The organism is Sporomusa sp. KB1 (assembly GCF_007830295.1).
Lineage (GTDB): Bacteria > Bacillota > Negativicutes > Sporomusales > Sporomusaceae > Sporomusa.
On record NZ_VLKC01000002.1, the window covers coordinates 1,242,887 to 1,261,160 of the forward strand.

The 18,274-nt window shown below is 45.9% G+C and carries 20 protein-coding genes; 2 read left to right on the forward strand and 18 right to left on the reverse strand.

The annotated features are described in order from the left end of the window. Positions 1-453: 453 nt before the first annotated feature. The 7 genes from SALPA_RS09500 to SALPA_RS09530 all read right to left on the reverse strand — a co-directional run bounded on the left by SALPA_RS09500 (position 454) and on the right by SALPA_RS09530 (position 6,436). The gene (locus SALPA_RS09500) at positions 454-1,716 is read right to left on the reverse strand and encodes a L,D-transpeptidase family protein (protein WP_186451003.1); all 1,263 of its coding nucleotides are present in this window, start codon (positions 1,714-1,716) and stop codon (positions 454-456) included. A gap of 167 nt (positions 1,717-1,883) precedes the next feature. Beyond that, positions 1,884-2,273, reverse strand: a complete 390-nt coding sequence (gene panD / locus SALPA_RS09505) for an aspartate 1-decarboxylase (protein WP_145092806.1) — start codon at positions 2,271-2,273, stop codon at positions 1,884-1,886. Next, positions 2,273-3,121: a pantoate--beta-alanine ligase gene (panC, locus tag SALPA_RS09510; protein WP_145092809.1), complete on the reverse strand. Its 849-nt coding sequence runs from the start codon at positions 3,119-3,121 to the stop codon at positions 2,273-2,275. The genes panD and panC overlap by 1 nt, the downstream gene beginning before the upstream one ends. Before the next feature lie 64 nt (positions 3,122-3,185). Continuing rightward, entirely contained in the window at positions 3,186-3,986 is an 801-nt protein-coding gene (panB, locus tag SALPA_RS09515) for a 3-methyl-2-oxobutanoate hydroxymethyltransferase (RefSeq protein ID WP_145092812.1), read from the reverse strand. Next, positions 3,983-4,873 (reverse strand): Rossmann-like and DUF2520 domain-containing protein, encoded by an 891-nt coding sequence (locus SALPA_RS09520; protein WP_145092815.1) that lies wholly within the window; start codon positions 4,871-4,873, stop codon positions 3,983-3,985. The genes panB and SALPA_RS09520 overlap by 4 nt, the downstream gene beginning before the upstream one ends. Positions 4,874-5,232: 359 nt before the next feature. Then, positions 5,233-5,874, reverse strand: coding sequence for a lactate utilization protein (locus SALPA_RS09525; protein WP_145092818.1), 642 nt, complete (start codon positions 5,872-5,874; stop codon positions 5,233-5,235). Between the two features lie 37 nt (positions 5,875-5,911). After that, positions 5,912-6,436, reverse strand: coding sequence for a hypothetical protein (locus SALPA_RS09530; protein WP_145092821.1), 525 nt, complete (start codon positions 6,434-6,436; stop codon positions 5,912-5,914). A 260-nt stretch (positions 6,437-6,696) separates the two neighbouring features. Here SALPA_RS09530 and SALPA_RS28905 point away from each other — a divergent pair, with 260 nt between their 5' ends. Both SALPA_RS28905 and SALPA_RS28910 read left to right on the forward strand, forming a co-directional pair. Beyond that, complete coding sequence (locus SALPA_RS28905) at positions 6,697-6,867, forward strand: hypothetical protein (RefSeq protein ID WP_186451004.1); 171 nt, start codon at positions 6,697-6,699, stop codon at positions 6,865-6,867. A 25-nt stretch (positions 6,868-6,892) separates the two neighbouring features. Then, positions 6,893-7,054: a hypothetical protein gene (locus SALPA_RS28910; RefSeq protein ID WP_186451005.1), complete on the forward strand. Its 162-nt coding sequence runs from the start codon at positions 6,893-6,895 to the stop codon at positions 7,052-7,054. 3 nt (positions 7,055-7,057) lie between these two features. Here SALPA_RS28910 and SALPA_RS09535 read toward each other — a convergent pair whose 3' ends face one another. The 11 genes from SALPA_RS09535 to nifH are packed head-to-tail and all read right to left on the reverse strand — an operon-like array spanning position 7,058 to position 18,219. Then, positions 7,058-7,882 carry a homocitrate synthase gene (locus tag SALPA_RS09535; RefSeq protein WP_145092824.1) on the reverse strand — a complete coding sequence of 275 codons (825 nt, stop codon included), beginning with the start codon at positions 7,880-7,882 and terminating at the stop codon, positions 7,058-7,060. A 13-nt stretch (positions 7,883-7,895) separates the two neighbouring features. Then, positions 7,896-8,945 (reverse strand): hypothetical protein, encoded by a 1,050-nt coding sequence (locus SALPA_RS09540; protein WP_145092827.1) that lies wholly within the window; start codon positions 8,943-8,945, stop codon positions 7,896-7,898. Between the two features lie 5 nt (positions 8,946-8,950). Then, positions 8,951-9,568 carry a Fe-only nitrogenase accessory AnfO family protein gene (locus SALPA_RS09545; protein ID WP_145092830.1) on the reverse strand — a complete coding sequence of 206 codons (618 nt, stop codon included), beginning with the start codon at positions 9,566-9,568 and terminating at the stop codon, positions 8,951-8,953. A gap of 19 nt (positions 9,569-9,587) precedes the next feature. Next, entirely contained in the window at positions 9,588-10,835 is a 1,248-nt protein-coding gene (gene nifB / locus SALPA_RS09550; protein ID WP_145092832.1) for a nitrogenase cofactor biosynthesis protein NifB, read from the reverse strand. A 31-nt stretch (positions 10,836-10,866) separates the two neighbouring features. Continuing rightward, on the reverse strand, positions 10,867-12,198 hold the full coding sequence (locus SALPA_RS09555; protein WP_145092835.1) for a nitrogenase component 1: 1,332 nt from the start codon (positions 12,196-12,198) through the stop codon (positions 10,867-10,869). A gap of 1 nt (position 12,199) precedes the next feature. After that, positions 12,200-13,552 carry a nitrogenase iron-molybdenum cofactor biosynthesis protein NifE gene (gene nifE / locus SALPA_RS09560; RefSeq protein WP_145092838.1) on the reverse strand — a complete coding sequence of 451 codons (1,353 nt, stop codon included), beginning with the start codon at positions 13,550-13,552 and terminating at the stop codon, positions 12,200-12,202. Between the two features lie 19 nt (positions 13,553-13,571). Continuing rightward, entirely contained in the window at positions 13,572-14,960 is a 1,389-nt protein-coding gene (nifK, locus tag SALPA_RS09565; protein WP_145092841.1) for a nitrogenase molybdenum-iron protein subunit beta, read from the reverse strand. Between the two features lies 1 nt (position 14,961). Next, on the reverse strand, positions 14,962-16,575 hold the full coding sequence (gene nifD / locus SALPA_RS09570; RefSeq protein ID WP_145092845.1) for a nitrogenase molybdenum-iron protein alpha chain: 1,614 nt from the start codon (positions 16,573-16,575) through the stop codon (positions 14,962-14,964). 35 nt (positions 16,576-16,610) lie between these two features. Beyond that, positions 16,611-17,018, reverse strand: a complete 408-nt coding sequence (locus SALPA_RS09575) for a P-II family nitrogen regulator (RefSeq protein WP_145092848.1) — start codon at positions 17,016-17,018, stop codon at positions 16,611-16,613. 13 nt (positions 17,019-17,031) lie between these two features. Continuing rightward, the gene (locus SALPA_RS09580) at positions 17,032-17,358 is read right to left on the reverse strand and encodes a P-II family nitrogen regulator (protein WP_021167799.1); all 327 of its coding nucleotides are present in this window, start codon (positions 17,356-17,358) and stop codon (positions 17,032-17,034) included. A 33-nt stretch (positions 17,359-17,391) separates the two neighbouring features. After that, positions 17,392-18,219 (reverse strand): nitrogenase iron protein, encoded by an 828-nt coding sequence (gene nifH, locus SALPA_RS09585; RefSeq protein WP_145092851.1) that lies wholly within the window; start codon positions 18,217-18,219, stop codon positions 17,392-17,394. Between the last annotated feature and the right edge of the window lie 55 nt (positions 18,220-18,274).

An 18,274-nucleotide genomic window follows, 5' to 3' on the forward strand; every position in this document is an offset into this window, starting at 1 on the left:
CCCGTTCGCCACTAGGAGTTACAAGTAACTCCCCGTTCGACTTGCATGTGTTAGGCACGCCGCCAGCGTTCGTCCTGAGCCAGGATCAAACTCTCCAATAAATTATTATTGAAGCCATTTGTTGGCTCTATAAATCATAGTTAGAAATTGTTTTGGTTTTGTATGTCGCAAGCGACATACAACCGCACATCTGGCTTTTTGATGCATTACTTACATTGTTCAGTTTTCAGGGAACATTTTGTCGTTCGCATTCTTGCGGATTCGACATTTATATATGTTATCACGTTTGTTTCACCGTGTCAACAGTTTTTTATTCAATCCAACTAAGTTGTTAGCTTGACTTGGAATATTTCATCGCTCATCAAGGCGACTTACTTATAGTATCATGCCTTACCGGTTACGTCAACTGTGAATTTATGTATATTATCACCCTACATCCCAACCCAACCTTGCTCAAAGATATTCCTCATCAGGATCAAGGTACATCGAATAATCTATCATATATAACGGATAAGACAACTCCAACGTTTGTGTCTGACCATCCCAGTGGGCTGCCATATTAAATAATTGTCCCATATCATTGACAGTTATAAATGGCTGTCCGTCCACAATGATAATAGGAGCTGCTTTCCCGTGAATGAATAATTCCGGTGTATCTGGCTGCCATTTTAGACGTTCACCCAACACGGCAGCTACGGTCAACGCTGGCACCATCCAGACGGATTTTTGCTGGTAAATGTCGCTTGATAGTACCTGCCCTCCGAATTTGGCCACAGGCAAAATGAGTTCTAGGCAATTTTGACTGTCATTCCATACTTCCCTCCCACCAAATAATGCCGGTAAGTATTCCACACTAACATATATTGAATTACCACGCCTCTTGCCGGGAACTATCTTATTTTGGCGGGATACCGTTTGTTGGTGTTCATCCCATTTTACCGAAGTATTTAGACTATCAGCCAATGCCATAACCGGTATCTGTTTTTCACCAGCTATTGAAATTATGTGTTCTGTACGCATTGTTCCGTTTATCTTGAGCTTGTGAATTTGGGCAAATTCTATTTGTCTGTCAGGAACCTCCTGAATCAATGACTTCAAGAAGGCATCTTCGGCCAAACCATCTAAACCAGCCTTGGCAAGTGCCTGCTTAACACCAGTTAGTGTAATCCTCTGCCTGCCATAGACATCCGGATAAATGCCAATAGAGGCTCTTCCGCTGGCGTCAACCCGTACTTTAACCCGTTCATACTCTATCTTAACCGGCGTATCACAAGCAACATACTCAAATAACTCCTCCACATCTGCTTCCTGCATTCGTATACAACCATTCGATACAGCTCCCCCAATCGACCAAGGTGCGTTTGTTCCATGAATGCCGTACATAGGTGCAATACCCAGCCAGCGATATCCTAGGGGATTATTCGGCCCTGACGGCACTACAATTCCTTTGCCCGGAGGGTACCAGCAGGGATCCACTTCTTTTTCTATTATTGAAAACTCTCCCGTAGGCGTAGGGGAAGACGGTTTACCAATGGCAATCTGGTATTCCTTAAGTAGAGTATCCCCTTTGTATAATTCCAGTGTATGGCTGGGAAGATTGATGATAATCTGTGGTAACAAATCTGGTACCACGGCCTGTGCATTGCCAGGCAAAATAGTCATGATAAAACCAAGGATTACCCCAAAAACCTGTCTGTATACCCACTTTTTATCCATACAGCCATCCCCTTTTAGCAAATGCTTAAGACAATAACATATATGAGGTTGAAGCGGCTGATATGCGCTAATTTGTCGGACAAGCATAAAAAAAGAAAGGAACTGTGTTTTTCTCCAGCACCCTTCTCTATTGAGCAACTTAGACGGCATAGACTCTGGCGGAGGACTTACCGTGCGGCTGTTTGACCATGGAGTTCACCCTGCCTTATTTCCGCAATCCGATTAGCCTTGTCAACCATCACTATTTTTGGCCGATAATTTTTCTGCTTTGCTTCCGTCATCATCGCATAAGCAATGATGATAACCACATCCCCGGGCTGCACCAGCCGGGCGGCAGCCCCATTTAAACAAACGATCCCTGAATTTCTCGGCCCCATGATTACATAGGTTTCCAACCGGCTACCATTATTGTTATTTACAATCTGAACCTTTTCATTAGGTAAAATACCTGATGCTTCTAACAACGCCTCGTCTATCGTAATGCTGCCCATATAATTCAAGTTGGCTTCAGTGACAGTAGCACAATGAATCTTTGCCTTTAGTGAAGTCAATAACATCAGGTTGCCTCCAGAATGGTGTTATCAATCAGCCTGGTTGTACCAAACCTAACTGCAAGTGCTAACAATGCTTTTGTTGATAAAGTGCTGACCGACTCCAGCTCAGGATAGTTGTAAATTTCCACATAGTCTAGGCTAGCTAACGGTTGCTCAGTGATAACACTAACTACCGCTGTACGAATTTTCGCTATATCCCGCTCGCCATCATGAACAAGCTGCTGTGCCAGCGAAAGACTCTGTGACAAGACCATCGCCGCGCTGCGTTCCTCAGTTGATAAATATCTGTTGCGTGAGCTCATCGCTAAACCATCATCCTCGCGCACAATCGGTACCATTTCAAGCTGCACATTCATATTCAAGTCACGAACCATCTGGTCGATCACCAACACCTGCTGGGCATCCTTCTGTCCAAAAAACGCCTTATCCGGCTGTACAATGTTAAATAATTTACTAACAACAGTTGTAACGCCACGAAAGTGTCCTGGACGGGAAAGTCCGCATAACTTAGCTGTTATTTTTTCGACATGTACATAACTGGCATACCTGTTAGGATACATCTCCGCTGCAGTTGGATGAAAAATGGCATCCACGCCCACACCATTTGCTTTTTCACTATCACCTGTCAAGTCACGCGGGTAACATGCCAAGTCCTCCTGCGGACCAAATTGAGTAGGATTAACAAAGATACTAGTGATCACAATATCACACTGTGCTTTGGCCCGCCGCATCAGCGTCAAATGGCCTTCATGCAATGCCCCCATAGTGGGAACCAAAGCGATGCTTTTCCCTTGTCTCCTGGCAGCACTTACAAAAGCACGCATTTCTTGAATAGTTTCTATTACTCGCATTGCCTACATTCCTCTCCTTACCACAATTCAATCAGTACAATTTTTCCAGCATAGTGTCAGCCATTTAAAAGCTATACTCTGGTGCAGGAAATTGTCTTTCCTGCACCTCTTTGATATACCGTTGAACAGCAGCCCTGATTTCCTGGTGCAAATTTGCATATTTTTTAGCAAACTTCGGAAATCCTGCATGTAAACCTAATAAATCATGGCTAACCAGTACTTGTCCATCACAAGCGGCGCCGGCACCAATGCCGATCATGGGGATGGCAACCGCCTCACACACTCTCCTGGCCAGCCCATCAGGTATACATTCCAATACCAGCGCAAATATTCCCGCAGCCTCCAATGCCCGGGCATCATCCAACAGCGTTTGCGCGGTTTGCTCATCTCTGGCCTGTACCTTAAAGCCGCCTAATTGGTTAACTGACTGCGGCGTTAATCCCAGGTGACCTACCACCGGAATGCCTGCTGTCACAATTGCTTTCACCGTATCGGCCATGGCTGCGCCGCCTTCCAGTTTTACCGCCTGCGCGCCGCCCTCCTGCAGCAAGCGTCCCGCATTCTTGACAGCCTTTTTTATCGATACTTGATAAGACATAAACGGCATATCGGCAACCACCATCGCACGTTTAGTACCCCGGCATACGGCTTTAATATGATGCAACATATCGTCCATCGTTACCGGCACTGTAGAGTCATAGCCCAATATGACATTTCCTAATGAATCACCTACTAAAAGCATATCCACTCCGGCTTCATCCAAGAGCTTAGCCATGGAATAATCATACGCTGTCAGCATAGTAATTGCCCGGCCTTCACTTTTGTATTGACGCAAAACACTTGTCGTTATTTTGTTATGGCTCATATTTCCCTCCAGCATTTATCGCCCAGCATTTCGCCCATTGTCTCAAGCTGTGCTATTTCAAGACTGCCAATTTGTTGTACTAGCAGCAAAGTATGTAAACCTAATTGCCTGTATAATTTCTCACTGTTATTATCCTGTCGCGCCAACGCTTGGAGATGAGCAGCCACGGTATTGGCATCCCCTCTTACAATCGGCCCGGTCAGTGCTTTAGGAGTCCCCTTATTGACCAAATTATCCACCGTTCCCTGCAAAAGCGGCAACAATGCCGTTGTCGCTTCCTCTGCAGATAGTCCGAGTTGTTGCAACAAGCTAACCGCATTATGCACCAATACCACCAAATAATTTGACGCTATACAGGCAGCTGCGTGGTAAAGCACTCGCTGATCTGGTGGTACAAGAAAACTATCCCCGCCCATATCCCGCACCATAGTTTTAGCAAGATTAACCGCTGCGTGGTCACCGTCTACAGCAAAATATACGCCAGACAGGCAACCGGTTTTATTTTTTATGCATGCAAATGATTGCAATGGATGCAGGGCACCAATAAAGGCCCCTTGCCGTTTGGCAGCTGCTAAGGTATCGGCTGGCAAAGCCCCGCTGGCATGATACACATACTGTTCTTCATACCAACCGCCATTTTGTGCAATCTGCCCTGCAACATCTCCAATATACCTGTCTGATGTAGTGATAAAGACAACCTTTGCCTGTTGCGCAATTTCTACCGGATTTACCGACCACGGTACAGCAAAACGTTCAGCCAGCATCGCAGCTGACGCCGGGCTCCTACTCGCAACTCCGGTTAATCTGTAACCGCATTGGCACAAACTTGTCGCGAGCGCGTCTCCCACCTTACCTGCTCCAATAATCGCAAAACTTGGTTTTTCCATTTCTCACTCCCTCCCGCTTACGCCCACGCCGTAAAGAAGCAAGTAATATAAAAAGCCTTCCGGCACGTGTCCGAAAGGCATAACTCTCCCTTGCTACCTCCCGTCTCAGTCCTGCGGATCTAAGCGGATTATTTAACTATGAAAATTTGGCCACATCCATTTTCTTTGTTACTTAGTGTGACTCCTCTCGGATGCCACCTAAAAAATGATGGATGTAAAGCAATTTGATGATAGCATACTATGTAAAAAGAAAGCAAGCGTTTATTTATTTTCAAGGCATTTATATTATCGCTGATTGGCACTAAAAAAGCGTCCCGCAGGACGCTTAAAAAATTCAATTCTTACCCCATAAAAGATCATTAAAAACCTAATTCTTCCCCGATGATAATTATCTCAACATCGGTAGCTGATGGCTTTTTATGCATAACAGTAGTGACATTGCATATCCGGGTTGGCCCCTGGCAATCCATACATTCTCCTGTCACGGTACAAGGATTCGGGCGATTTAGCCGTTTATTATTAATAGGAGCAGCAACCAGCTCAATCCGGTCCATTGCAGCCTCAAGGTTTGTAACAATTTTATTAACACCAGTAATTACAATAACTTTCTTGGGCCCGAAGATCATCGCAGCCACCCGATTGCCTGCGCCATCAACGTTGACCAGCTCACCCTTTAGGGTCAACGCATTCGTGCCTGTTAAAAATACATCACTAGTTAGTTCCTTACGGCGCACCGCCAGTGACTCTTCCGGCGATAAACCCGGTTTATTATGATTAAATACGGTATTGCCCCGTTCCTCAAGCAGCGTGTCAATCCCAACTTCTTTAATTGTCCATGAGCCACCAATACCCACAGTAGCATCAATAGGAATAAGGGTAGCCAGTTTGTCTAATGCTTCTTGTTTGGTATTTACATAGCTGGCAGTAAAATGATTCTTTTGCAAAGCTTCAACCACTTTAGCTGCAATTGTTTGATTGTGCCAGGTTTTTAATTCGCTCATGATCATTTCTCCTCTCAATTAAACACGCATTATGGTATTAATTGCTGATATTCATATACGAGGTAGCCATTTCTCGCATTTCCTCAGCTGTAGACTGATTGTACACCATGTTTATATGCTTGGCATAGGATAAGCCGTTAAAACTACCATTGGCTTGGATAGTTATATACTCATTAAGTTGACTAGCAAATTCCGCAGTTAGTGGGATTTCCCGCACTGCTTTTACAAGACCATCAGTTGCCTCCACCAGCACAACCATAAGCGTATTATCCTTTAGAGCTTCCTGCGGATACACACGAATACCTGACGGCACAGTATGCCAGGAGTATGGCGCATCATTCCATTTGCTTGTTCCAAACTTAAAGAGCAAAAAAATAATAGGACCATCAATATATACGCCTAACTCAACTGCACCACTCTTGATATCCTCAATTTCCTGATCGGTAATTTTTGTTTTGACAATCAGCAAACTATGCCCTTCATTATCCAAGCGATACCTAATCTTTTCTTCCAGCTTACCTTGCCCTGGTATATATGGCTGCCCAACCTGGTCTGTTTGCACAACTTGTCACCACTTTTCGAATATAGCTCTATTTTTTATATTATATCATTATCCATATGGATAATCAAAGTAAGTAGCCTTTGTGCTGTAATTTAACCAAATCGTAAGGGAAAATATTCATTTATTCATTTGTAATAAATTGCTGCTGTTTGCGGGAAACTATCTACAACGCGTTAAGCCTTTACAAACTTCTTTGATGCAGGAATATATTGTACGTGTTGAAATTTTTACGTTCAATAATTTATCAGGAGGTGATTTTTGTGCTGCAGCACAAATCAAAGGGATGCGACGATTGCATCGAAAGCAGCTCTTGTGAATTTTCCTCAGAATTCTGCCCTAAAACCGTGCTTGATCACAATCTTGATAGCGATTTAACCGCAGATCCTGTATTTAAAAAATACCAGGAACTTTACCAGCGTCTAAAAAATTAGCAATTACTATACTAGGAGGTCTGCCGTGAAAACGAAAATAAAATATTCTCACGGTAAAGGATTTAGTAAAAATCTCTCCTCAGTTACCATCGTAACCGGTGCTCGCACCAGCCCGGAAATCCAGAAAAACATCGAAAAAGCCCGCCCAGAGCGACAGAGTAACGGGCAGGCTCACCAAGTATTTTAGATTCTATGAAAACCCACGTCTACTGCTTATGGCTGCCACTTGGCAGCCTATTTTTTTGGCCGCAGCTAGATTAGTACCTTCTGGTATAATGTCAGTCTCTTCAAGAACCGCCAGCACCTCTTCCAACGCAGCATTACCTGCCCGTTCACCAATACCAGTGGCAGTTACACTGGCAAATAATGCCCCACTTTGTAAGGCAGCTACCGTATTGGCTGTAGCCAGACCAAAATCATTATGGGCGTGAAATTCGATTGGCAGTGAACAGCGGGCAGCCAAATGACTCATTAAATTCCGCGTGGTAAACGGGTCTAACAGGCCGACCGTGTCCGCATAACGAATGCGTACAGCCCCCAAACGCTCACTTAATTCAGCCAATTCCAGAAATTGATCAGGATGGGCCCGCGAGGCATCTTCGGCCCCCACAGATACACGACAGCCATGGCTCTGGGCCAAGGAAACAGCATTGGTAAGCTGCTCGTACACCCATTTTCGGCTTCGCTTTAGCTTATGATAAATATGCAGGTCAGATACAGGCACAGAAATATGCAAAAACTCAAAACCACAAGCCACGGAAGCTGCAATATCTTGGTGACAAGCGCGGTTCCAGGAAAAGGCAACCGCCTTTAGTCCAGCATTCAGGATGAGCCGCATGGCCTCAGCCTCTTCCTGCCCCATCACCGGGGTACCTGCCTCTATCCAAGTAATACCGGCATTATCCAAAGCTATCGCAATTCCCAGTTTTTCCATAGCAGAAAATACAACCCCGGCCGCTTGTTCCCCATCTCGCATCGTAGTATCAATAAGAAATCCGGGTTTGAGTTCTGGCATAAATCGGCTCCTTTCAGCCTGATAGGTATAATCTCCGGAGTTCATCATCGCTTATGGCTGTTTTCTTACGAACAGCTAACGCCCGTACTGCGGCCAGCAAATGCTTACTCTCATCTTCCTCCAGACAAATACCCCAAGCCGCAAATTTTGTTCTAAGCGCCGCCGTTCCGGAGTGTTTGCCAACAATAAGCTGTCTGCTTAGCCCCACCAATTCAGGGGCAAATGGCTCATAAAGCTTCGGAGCTTTAGTAATGCCGTCAACATGCAGACCTGATTCGTGGGCAAAAATAGCGGGGCCAATAATAGCTTTGTTTACCGGCACTGTCAGACCCAGCATAGAATAAATCTGGTGACAGCCTATTGCAAGCTTAGGTGGCAGCTTAGTGTTGATCTCCAAAAGTTGTCTGGCAGCCAGAAGCACCTCTTCCCACGGAGCATAGCCGCCAATCCCGCCTACTGATTCCACCACTTGTGTGGCACCAGCCTTTAATGCTGCCAGAGTATTGGCAGTTGCCAAACCATAGGCATTGCCAGCTGAAATGCCTATGGGGCAAGCCAAGCTACTTTTCAGGAGAGTTATTTGATCAAATAAAGCAAACGGATTTCCCTTACCAGTTCTATCCTGGTATATGACGGCAGCAATCGGATATTGTTTTATACTAGCGATAAGGCCTGACAACGCTTCTACCGTAAGAACGTCTATCCCTTCAACAAACAAAGAAACTACCAAGCCCAGCGTGCAAGCCTCTTTCATAACCTCCCGTAATCTGGTGCCAAACTCCACTTGGTTTGTGGCATCACAAACCAGAACAACTTGCTTTATACCTGCTCGCTCGGCCAGTGACAGTTCACAGCCTAAAAGGTTGAGTAACCCATAAAGCTTAATCTGGGTTTGCACCTCAGCCAACTCCGGACGATCACACTGCCATTCATCAAGGTGAATAACTGCCTGTTGTATCCCCAAAGCAGTTAGCACACCAACAAAATCTACCAGCTTTTGCGCGGCAAACTGCTGTCTGATAGCGATATTCAAAGTCTGGTCTAACCACATAATTTTCTTCATATTGATCACCCGCAGCTTTGTTTTCTTATCACCAGCTTGACACCATTTTCCAAGCGCTCTGATTGACAGTCAAGACGGCCACTTTCCTTTTCGGCCTCCAGCCAAGGCGGGATATGACTGCACAGCACCTCCACCTGATAGTAATTTCCCGTTAATAATGGCTGCAATACTTGCTTGGAGGTTAACCCACTGCCATTTTGTTGAATATCCTTGAGCGACACCCTGAAACAACCCGGCCCAGTCTCAACAATAGCTGGAGCTGTAGGTTTACCTGTTTCACTCTCGCGGGCGGCCAACTCCTCCTGCACTAAAATGTATTCTAAAAAATCTGCCGGACGACCACTAAACTCCCAAATACTAAACCCATTTTGTTCTAATTCTTTGTATAACAGACCAACTACTGTCTGCGCGACAAATACACGGCATTGGCCCAACCATTGAATTATGTCCGCTATTTGCCGCCGTACTCCAGCCATACCGCTTGTACGGTCAAGTTGAAATGGCAAGGAGTCAGATAACCGCCACTTTCCCTGCTGACGGCGATAAACAACCACTTTTCCCGGTTCTTCCAAGGACGCTGCATTGCCTTTATCCCCAATAAACACCGCTATGTCCCGCGCCATTTTCCTTCCTCCTTCACCGCTACACGGCAGCTGCCTTTAATTCCAGCTGTTCAACAGCATAATACAGACCGCTCTCCACGGTATAGCAATATTCCACCGACATAATACCCCGCTTTAACAAACGTTTTTGGGCCTGATAACCGATCCGCATCGTCAATACAGCATCACAATCACTTAACGCTGTCATTATAGCCTCTCGTCGCTTATCTTCGCTATCACAGTCCTCATTACCAGTACAATATTTTTCCAGGCAGCGCGTTTCCACTAGCTCATACCGGCTATTATTTACCTGATAAATATCAAATTTATCGGCATGACCAAAGTGCAAATCAACCAGTTTCCCGGCTTGGGAGGTAACCGCCACTTTGTAATAACCGGCAAGCGGCAATGGTTTACTCTCAGCTGCTTCAACCAGCGTGGTAGCAGCACAGCTTCTAAACTCACTGTTACGATCCTGACTCAAAAGACCAATGGCATCTGCCCGGCACTGGCGGCAATGGGTCATCTGTTTCAGTTCAACATTACAAGCTACCCGCATGGCCGTAACATCGTGCATATTGGTTTGCGGCAACCCGGAAAACACACTGCCCTGTGTGGGAAGAAAGGGCATAATATTGGTCAGACTAGCACCCAATTGCTTAACTTTCTTGACCACAGTAGGTATATGCCTGTCATTCACCATTGTAATCATTACAATGTTTACCTTGACAACAACACCATGATCGGCTAAATACCTAATGCCTGCCTGTTGGTTGTTCAAGAGAATTTCTGCACCTTCTGCGCCAGTATAACGAGTACCTTGGTAGTTGACAGCTCCATAGATCTGAGCACCAATGACCGGTTCAGTACAGTTAACGGTCACCGTGACGTGATGTACACCAAGTTTAACTATTTCCGGGGCGTATTCGGGCAATAACAGCCCATTAGTTGACAAACAGAATAGCACGTCAGAGTCTGCTTTTTTTATAAGCTCAATGGTCTCACGGGTTTTATTCCAATCAGCCAGGGCATCCCCCGGACCGGCAAATCCAACCACACTCAGATTGGGGATGGCAGCTTTCACTTTTTCAAATTTTGTAAAAGCCTCTGCAGGTGACAGCACTTCACTAGTTACTCCAGGGCGGCTTTCATTAACACAATCAAACTTACGGCTGCAATAGTTGCAGCTAATATTGCACTGCGGCGCTACCGGCAGATGCATACGGGCATATTGATGTTGAGCTTCACTAGAAAAACAGGGATGTTTATCGGTAAGCACGCTCGCCATAGAGCGGTCACCTCCTTTCTTCAAGTAAGGGTTATGATGATTTACTATAATATTTCTGGTACATATTCTGACGGTAGTATTGATATTTTTCGGCTAGAAGGGTGTTGGTAATCCTGTCTAGCAAGTTCATAGAACCAGTATACCCTATTGACAACAGCCTCTGTCCACCCACTCGGTCATGAATGGGAAATCCTAAACGCACTAGGGGAATATGATCTCTTTCGGTAAGAAAGCGCCCGTCCGAATGGCCAATAGCAATATTAGCCGCGCCCGCCTTGGCCTGTTGCTGAACTAAATCAAAATCAGGGTCTGATAATACAACCGTTTCGGCTGACATCTCTGTTTTGGGCAAAAGCCGCGACAAGTTGCCGCTTTTATCCCCAGTTACTACTACTGGACGAATACCGTTTTCCAGGCAGAGCTGCGTCACAGCATAGACAAGTTCAGGATCACCAAAAATGGCACTGCGTCCGGCAAAATTATATTTATGAGAATCAATCATGGCATCAATAAGCCGTCCCCGTTCGTTCTCAATGTCCGCCGGTCGTTTCCTACCGTTAATAGCCTCGATCGCGCCCATAAAGGCATCCGTGTTTTGAATACCAATAGGCAATGGTACAGAATACAGTGGTACACCAAAGGTATCTTCCAGATACTTTCCGGGTGATACACTACCATCTAAGGTAACACCCATTTCAATGGTTGCCGGCGCACCGCCCATGCGGTAAAGATCCGCAATAGGCGTGCCGCCCGCAGGTAATTTACTATAGTTATTAGCAAGGTATGGCCGGTCAAGAGTGTCCGCAATATCAGGACACAACATATATTCCAAATCCATGGCAGTAAGCAAACGCTTCAGTTCTCGAATGTCGGCCGGACTAATGCTGGGTATAATAATATTTACTTTGTTATGGCGTTCGGTGGCGGTTGCCAGCGTCTCAACCAAACGCCTGACAGTCAGCCAGTAACCCTCACTATGATTGCCGCCATAACCGGGAGTGTTGGCTGTAACAATCGGCATAATAAGCTTGCGTTCCTGCCGATAGTCAGCTACTATCCTAGCTATGTCTTCCCCAATGGTTTCAGCCAGACAGGTGGTAACAACACCAATCAGTCCCGGTTGATAAACTTTATTAATATTATCAAGGGCTTGGCGCAAATTAGCCTCACCGCCATACACTGTCCCTTTTTCATTGAGCGAAGAGGACCCAACATCAATCGGCTCATTAAAATGTTCAGCAATATGTCGCCGCATATAGGTACTGCACCCTTGTGAGCCATGAACAATTACCATTGATCGTTCAATACCTTTAAGCGCCAATATTCCACCCATCGGCATGCACATGTGACAGGGATTTTCCATATCAGACACCTCCTTGACGAGCGGTATATTGCCATACTGGTGAGCACACGGTAGAGTATACTTCCTGAGCAAAGTTAACGGCGCCATCAAAACCGCTTAAAGGATGTTTACGGTTGTGATTGTGGTCAATGAACGCGAGTCCCAGCTTGTATGCCAGTGGTCGTTCCTTGACCCCGCCAACCAACAAATGCGCTCCTTGGCCGGTCATAAACCGTTCCAGTTCTGCCGGATTGGCATCATCTAAAATAACAGTACCGTCACTCACAAGCTCGTTAATGGTGTCATATTCCTCCGGGCGCCCGGTCTGCGTACCTACCATTACTACTTCAATGCCAATTTCCCGAAACTGCTTGATCAGCGAGATGGCCTTAAACCCGCCACCAACATAGACGGCTGCTTTTTTACCTGCTAGTTTTTCTCTGTACCCTTTAATAATGGGTGCCACCCGGTCAGTTTCCCGACGAATGAGTACTTCAGCCTTAGCCCTGAGTTCACCGCCGCCCATGGCCTCAGCAATATTGCGCAACGATTGGGCGGTATCATCAAGCCCCAGGAAAGACACCTGCTGGTACGGAATACCATACAGTTCCTGCAGCTTGCCTGCTAAATAATACATTGAACCCGCACACTGAACAATATTGAGTGAAGCCTTAGCTGCTCCCTTAATGGTGGCGCTAGTCGAATCACCGGTAAATACAGTGTTGACTTGCACCCCCATCTGCTGGAGATAGTCTTTAATAATCCAGGCTTCACCTGCCAGATTAAATTCTCCCAGGTAGTTGATGGTTCTACTAGCGGCTTCGCGCCGGTCAACCGGATCGATGAGCTTTAATAGCGCCTCACAGGCAGCCCGGTAACCAGCTGATTTATTGCCAATAAAGCCACTGGATTCCACAGGAATAACCTCAATATTATGACGGCTGGCCGCCGCTTTGCACACAGCCGTCAAATCATCACCGATTACCCCGACGATACAGGTCGAGTACACAAATACCAGCTTGGCTTGGTATTTAGCCACAAGTTCATCAATAATCCGGGCCAGCTTCTTTTCGCCGCCAAAAATAATGTCTTTTTCCCTCAAATCAGTAGTAAAACTGTTACGGTAAAGTTCGGAGCCACTGGACAGACTGCCGCGAATATCCCAGGTGTAGTTGGCACAGCCAACCGGGCCATGCACCAGATGGATTGCATCTGTAACCGGATTTAAAACCACTCTGGCCCCACAGTACACACAGGCTCGTTGACTGACACAGCCGGCAATACTGTCAGCATCGCACTTTATCGTGTTTTTTCTTCGTCCTTTGGTAGCTATAAATTGTTCCCGTTCCGAAATAGCCGCAGTCGCCTCGCTCATATCTTTACCTCCTGTCAAACTACATAACTAACTCAAAATCCGCATCAGCAGCATCCCTGTCCGCCCTGTCTAATAATGCATTGCTGATACTCTCAATCAGGCGCATAGCGCCGCGATAGCCAACAATCGGCAAATAGGAATGGACACTGCGATCCAATACGGGGAAACCAACTCGTACCAGCGGGATATCTTCCGCACGAGCTATATACTTACCGTAGGTATTACCAATAATCAAATCAACTGGTTCATTCTTGAGCCATTGATGGAAAGTAAATAGATCGCCACCTGACTTGATATTGGCTGTCACACCCGCGGATGCCAGCATAGCTTGAATCTCTTCTTCAAAACTTCCAGTAACTGATCCTTTGGCCCCGCCCGGTGTACCTGTTAAGATATGGACTGGCTTCATTCCCAGACTCAGAACAAGTTCCGTCAAACCGATAACAATATCCGGATCACCAAAGATACCTACCTGTTTGCCATGAAAGTGAAAGTGAGTGTCAGTCATAATGTCTACCAATTGACCACGTTCTTCTTCCAGTTCGTATGGTACTTCTTGCGCAAACGCCCGGCGCAAGGCTACAAGCAAAGCATCGGTAGCCTTAATTCCAATCGGTGTTTTCAAGGTAGTTGCCGGTACTTGACATTTTTGGACCAATAACTCGGCCGCATCACTTGAGGCAAAACGTCCGAGAGCCAATGTCAGTTTAGAATTTCCGCTGTCTTTGATCTGCGCCACAGTAGCACCGCCCTGGGGAAACATGGTGAACTTGCCTGTCATTGGCGCATCCAACACACCAGAGGTATCAGGGAACATGATTGACTTAATTCCCATGACCTTAACAATACGTTTAATCTCCCGCATATCGCCAGGATTAACGAAACCGGGTATGATATTGACCTGTTCTCTTTTTACCGGCAAAGTGGCTTCTGCCAGATAACTGACCATCCCCTTGGTCATGTTGGAAAAGCCGGTAATGTGTGAGCCTACATAACTCGGCGTATTGGCATGAATAACGATCTTGCCTTCAGGAACCTCGGTTGATTTAATAATATTGGGAATATCATCACCGATGGTCTCGGTCAGGCAGGTAGTGTGCACTGCCATAACCTCCGGGTTATAAATAGCAAATACATTTTTTATGGCGGTTTTTAGGTTGGCACCGCCGCCAAACACCGAAGCTCCTTCGGTAAAGCTCGAAGTAGAAGCCATGGCCGGCTCCCGGAAATGCCGGGACAAGTGCATGCGATGAAACGAACAGCAGCCTTGCGAGCCGTGACTGTGCGGCAGACAACCATGAATCCCCAGGGCAGCATACATGGCCCCAAGAGGCTGGCAGGTTTTAGCCGGGTTAATCGCGCCGCCGCTATTACGTTCTTTATGTTCTTTAGGTGTACAATCCAGCATATTAGGCCACTCCTTCCTCAGTTACAGTACCAGTTAACAGCGGTTCATCCTGCCAAGGCGGAACTATGAAGTTCCAGGTAGGAGAAGCAAACCCCATACTCACGTCACGGGCAAAATTAACTGCGCCGTTAAAACCGGCATAGGGACCACTGTAATCATACGAATGAAGCTGTTTGGCCGGGATACCCATTTTCTGAATTACGTATTTATCCTTGATACCGGAGGCAAAAATGTCCGGTTTGAGAATTTTAATAAACTCCTCTGTTTCAAAGTGGTTGAGGTCATCAACAATGACACTGCCGTCCTTCATGGTCACAGCCATACCTGCATAGTCGCTTAAAGGGATTTTCTGTTTAAGTTCTTCCATTTTTTCCGGAGACACTTTGAGGCGAAAACGCTGTTCATCTGCATTCACATGCAATTCGGGAATATTTTTCGAATCGGCATCTGTTTTAATTGTCGGGATAACCTGTCGGCCTTCATAATCGTCTCTGTGAGCAAATTCATAGCCTGCTAATACTGTTTCAATCCCTATCTCAGCAAATAGTCCTTGGTAATGATGGCCACGCGAACCGCCAACAAAACAAAACGCCGTCTTGCCATCGCAAATCTTCTTGTACTGCTCAATGAGTGGTTCTATTCGCGTCACTTCACGTGCAATTACTTCTTCCGTTTTAGCAATGAGCGCTTTATCACCAAAGTACAACGCCATGTTTCTGAGAGATTCACTCATGCCTTGAACACCAATGAAATTGACTTTGAGCCATGGCGTACCATACTTCGTCTCTAACATTTCCGCGATATAATTTATCGAACGATGACATTGAACTAAATTGAGTTCTGCCGTGTGGGCATTCTTTAGTTCTTCATACGAGCCATCACCAGTCATGACAGATACAATGGTATAACCGATCTCCTTCAAAACTCGCTCTATTTCCCAACTATCGCCGCCAATATTGTATTCCCCGAGAATATTGATGGGATATTTGCCAGCAGCCTTCTCGGTTTCGCTGGCCCCAATAACCCGCTCCATCAAGATGTTGTTGGCAATATGGTGGCCGGCCGACTGGCTGACGCCTTTATACCCTTCACAACTAAAGGCAAGAACAGGAACCCCATGGCGGGACTCAGCAGACCGGGCAACGGCACTAATATCATCGCCAATCAGTCCAACCGGGCAGGTAGCCGAAACCGTTATCGCCTTAGGATGAAAGATGTCCATCACTTCGTCAATGACCTTTGCAAGTTTTTTCTCGCCGCCAAAGACGATGTCGCTTTCCTGCATATCAGTTGATACACAATAGTTAAGGAAATTCTGGGTGGGGTCATCTGATTGGGCTTTATTGCGGCGAGTTCCCCAGGTATAGTAGCCACAGCCAATAGGGCCGTGGGTGATGTGAACCATATCTTTAAGCGGGCCGAGCACAACGCCTTTACAACCGGCGTAGGCACAGCCGCGATTAGTAATAATACCTGGAATCGTTCGGGTATTGGCTTCAATTACCTGCGCACTTTCTGCTCCATCTTTAATGAAGATGTGTTTTGTACGGTTTTTTTGGACTTTAGATGGATATTGGGCAAGTATCTCTTGTAACTCCTTTTCAGTAACAGCCATGCTGCTTTCCCCCTTTGCTTCCTAATTAATCAAGCTTATACTGCGTCTTCGCCGGCTTCACCAGTACGAACCCTAATAGCATCCAGCATGGGCATAATAATGATCTTTCCGTCCCCCACCTTATTTTCGGTGCGGTTGGCCGACATAATGGCTTCCACAATCTTAGGTACATCTTCATCATGGGCTAAAATCGTAAATAATCGCCGTGGGAACAACCGGTGTCCATCGAGAAAACCATCAATCAACATTTCAGCATCTGCCTCGTCAGCACCAGCCATACTCATCATTTTGTCTTTTCGTTCGGCTACAACGGCCGGATCATCAACCAGTTTACCCCGCCCCATGACTTTGAAGGCTGTGAATCCGGCTACCCCGGCTTCTACCAATGCTTTCTTGGTAGCACTTGTTTTATTCATGCGCACTATGGCTAGAATCTCTTGCATGGTACAGCCTCCTTTACAGTTCTTTCATGCCGCTTGACACGGTGTATACCTCAGAAACAGGCGTTATGAATATTTTTCCGTCGCCATAGGCACCCTTTTCTCCCGTTTTGGCCGCTTCCATTATTACCTTAATAATTTCCTGTTTGTATTCGGCCCGTACTGCCATTAAGAGCAGCGTTTTGGGGATTTCATCATAAACGACCCCACCAATTTTAATGCCTTTTTGTTTGCCGCGGCCCACAACGTCAACGACAGTAACAGCGTTAAATCCGGCTTGTGACAGTTCGGCCAGCACTTCATCTTTTTTATCTGGTCTAATAATGGCTCTGATTAATATCACAACATTCACTCCTTCATTTTTCGTCGTTTAAGCTTAGGCAATGGCGTCAAGGAAGCCATGTTGCATCATGAGTTCTTCCAAACGGTCTTGCGTCATGGGCTTAGGAATAACAAACATTTTATTGTCGTCAATGGCTTTTGCCAAAGCACGGTATTCATTGGCCTGATCGGCTTCAGGATCAAAATCAATGACTGTCTTTTTATGAATTTCAGCACGTTGAACCAGGTTATCCCTTGGTACGAAATAGATGAGCTGAGAACCAAGTTCTTCAGCGAACGCTTTCAAGAGCGGCAATTCATTATCTACCTTCCGGCTGTTACAGATAATGCCACCCAACCGAACCTTGCCTGTTGCTGCATATTTTTGAATACCTTTGGCAATGTTGTTAGCCGCATATAAAGCCATTAGTTCTCCGGAAGCTACAATATAGATTTCTTCGGCTTTGCCTTCTCTAATTGGCATCGCAAAACCACCGCAAACAACGTCGCCAAGTACGTCATAGAACACATATTCAAGTTCGGGTGTATAGGCTCCCAGCGATTCCAACATATTAATTGAGGTAATTATGCCACGGCCAGCGCAGCCTACCCCTGGTTCAGGACCACCGGATTCCACACAACGGGTATTTTTAAAGCCTTCTTTTAAAATAGCATCAAGTTCAATATCATCACCTTCGTCACGCAGTGTATCAAGTACTGTCTTTTGACAAAGTCCATTTAGGAGTAACCGCGTAGAGTCAGCCTTAGGATCACAGCCAACTACCATAATATTTTTTCCAGCTTCAGCTAACGCCGCAACTGTGTTTTGCGTTGTAGTCGATTTACCGATACCGCCTTTACCATAAATAGCAACCTGTCTCATTGTTAACTTCCTCCTCTTTTTATAACGATAATTTTGGCATGGCGGGTTTATCTGT

Excerpts from the sequence above, each read along its gene's own strand:
- SALPA_RS09500 (WP_186451003.1), bottom strand. The coding sequence starts at position 1,716 with ATGGATAAAAAGTGGGTATACAGACAGGTTTTTGGGGTAATCCTTGGT.
- panD (WP_145092806.1), bottom strand. The coding sequence starts at position 2,273 with ATGTTATTGACTTCACTAAAGGCAAAGATTCATTGTGCTACTGTCACT.
- panC (WP_145092809.1), bottom strand. The coding sequence starts at position 3,121 with ATGCGAGTAATAGAAACTATTCAAGAAATGCGTGCTTTTGTAAGTGCT.
- panB (WP_145092812.1), bottom strand. The coding sequence starts at position 3,986 with ATGAGCCATAACAAAATAACGACAAGTGTTTTGCGTCAATACAAAAGT.
- SALPA_RS09520 (WP_145092815.1), bottom strand. The coding sequence starts at position 4,873 with ATGGAAAAACCAAGTTTTGCGATTATTGGAGCAGGTAAGGTGGGAGAC.
- SALPA_RS09525 (WP_145092818.1), bottom strand. The coding sequence starts at position 5,874 with ATGAGCGAATTAAAAACCTGGCACAATCAAACAATTGCAGCTAAAGTG.
- SALPA_RS09535 (WP_145092824.1), bottom strand. The coding sequence starts at position 7,882 with ATGCCAGAACTCAAACCCGGATTTCTTATTGATACTACGATGCGAGAT.
- SALPA_RS09540 (WP_145092827.1), bottom strand. The coding sequence starts at position 8,945 with ATGAAGAAAATTATGTGGTTAGACCAGACTTTGAATATCGCTATCAGA.
- SALPA_RS09545 (WP_145092830.1), bottom strand. The coding sequence starts at position 9,568 with ATGGCGCGGGACATAGCGGTGTTTATTGGGGATAAAGGCAATGCAGCG.
- nifB (WP_145092832.1), bottom strand. The coding sequence starts at position 10,835 with ATGGCGAGCGTGCTTACCGATAAACATCCCTGTTTTTCTAGTGAAGCT.
- SALPA_RS09555 (WP_145092835.1), bottom strand. The coding sequence starts at position 12,198 with ATGGAAAATCCCTGTCACATGTGCATGCCGATGGGTGGAATATTGGCG.
- nifE (WP_145092838.1), bottom strand. The coding sequence starts at position 13,552 with ATGAGCGAGGCGACTGCGGCTATTTCGGAACGGGAACAATTTATAGCT.
- nifK (WP_145092841.1), bottom strand. The coding sequence starts at position 14,960 with ATGCTGGATTGTACACCTAAAGAACATAAAGAACGTAATAGCGGCGGC.
- nifD (WP_145092845.1), bottom strand. The coding sequence starts at position 16,575 with ATGGCTGTTACTGAAAAGGAGTTACAAGAGATACTTGCCCAATATCCA.
- SALPA_RS09575 (WP_145092848.1), bottom strand. The coding sequence starts at position 17,018 with ATGCAAGAGATTCTAGCCATAGTGCGCATGAATAAAACAAGTGCTACC.
- nifH (WP_145092851.1), bottom strand. The coding sequence starts at position 18,219 with ATGAGACAGGTTGCTATTTATGGTAAAGGCGGTATCGGTAAATCGACT.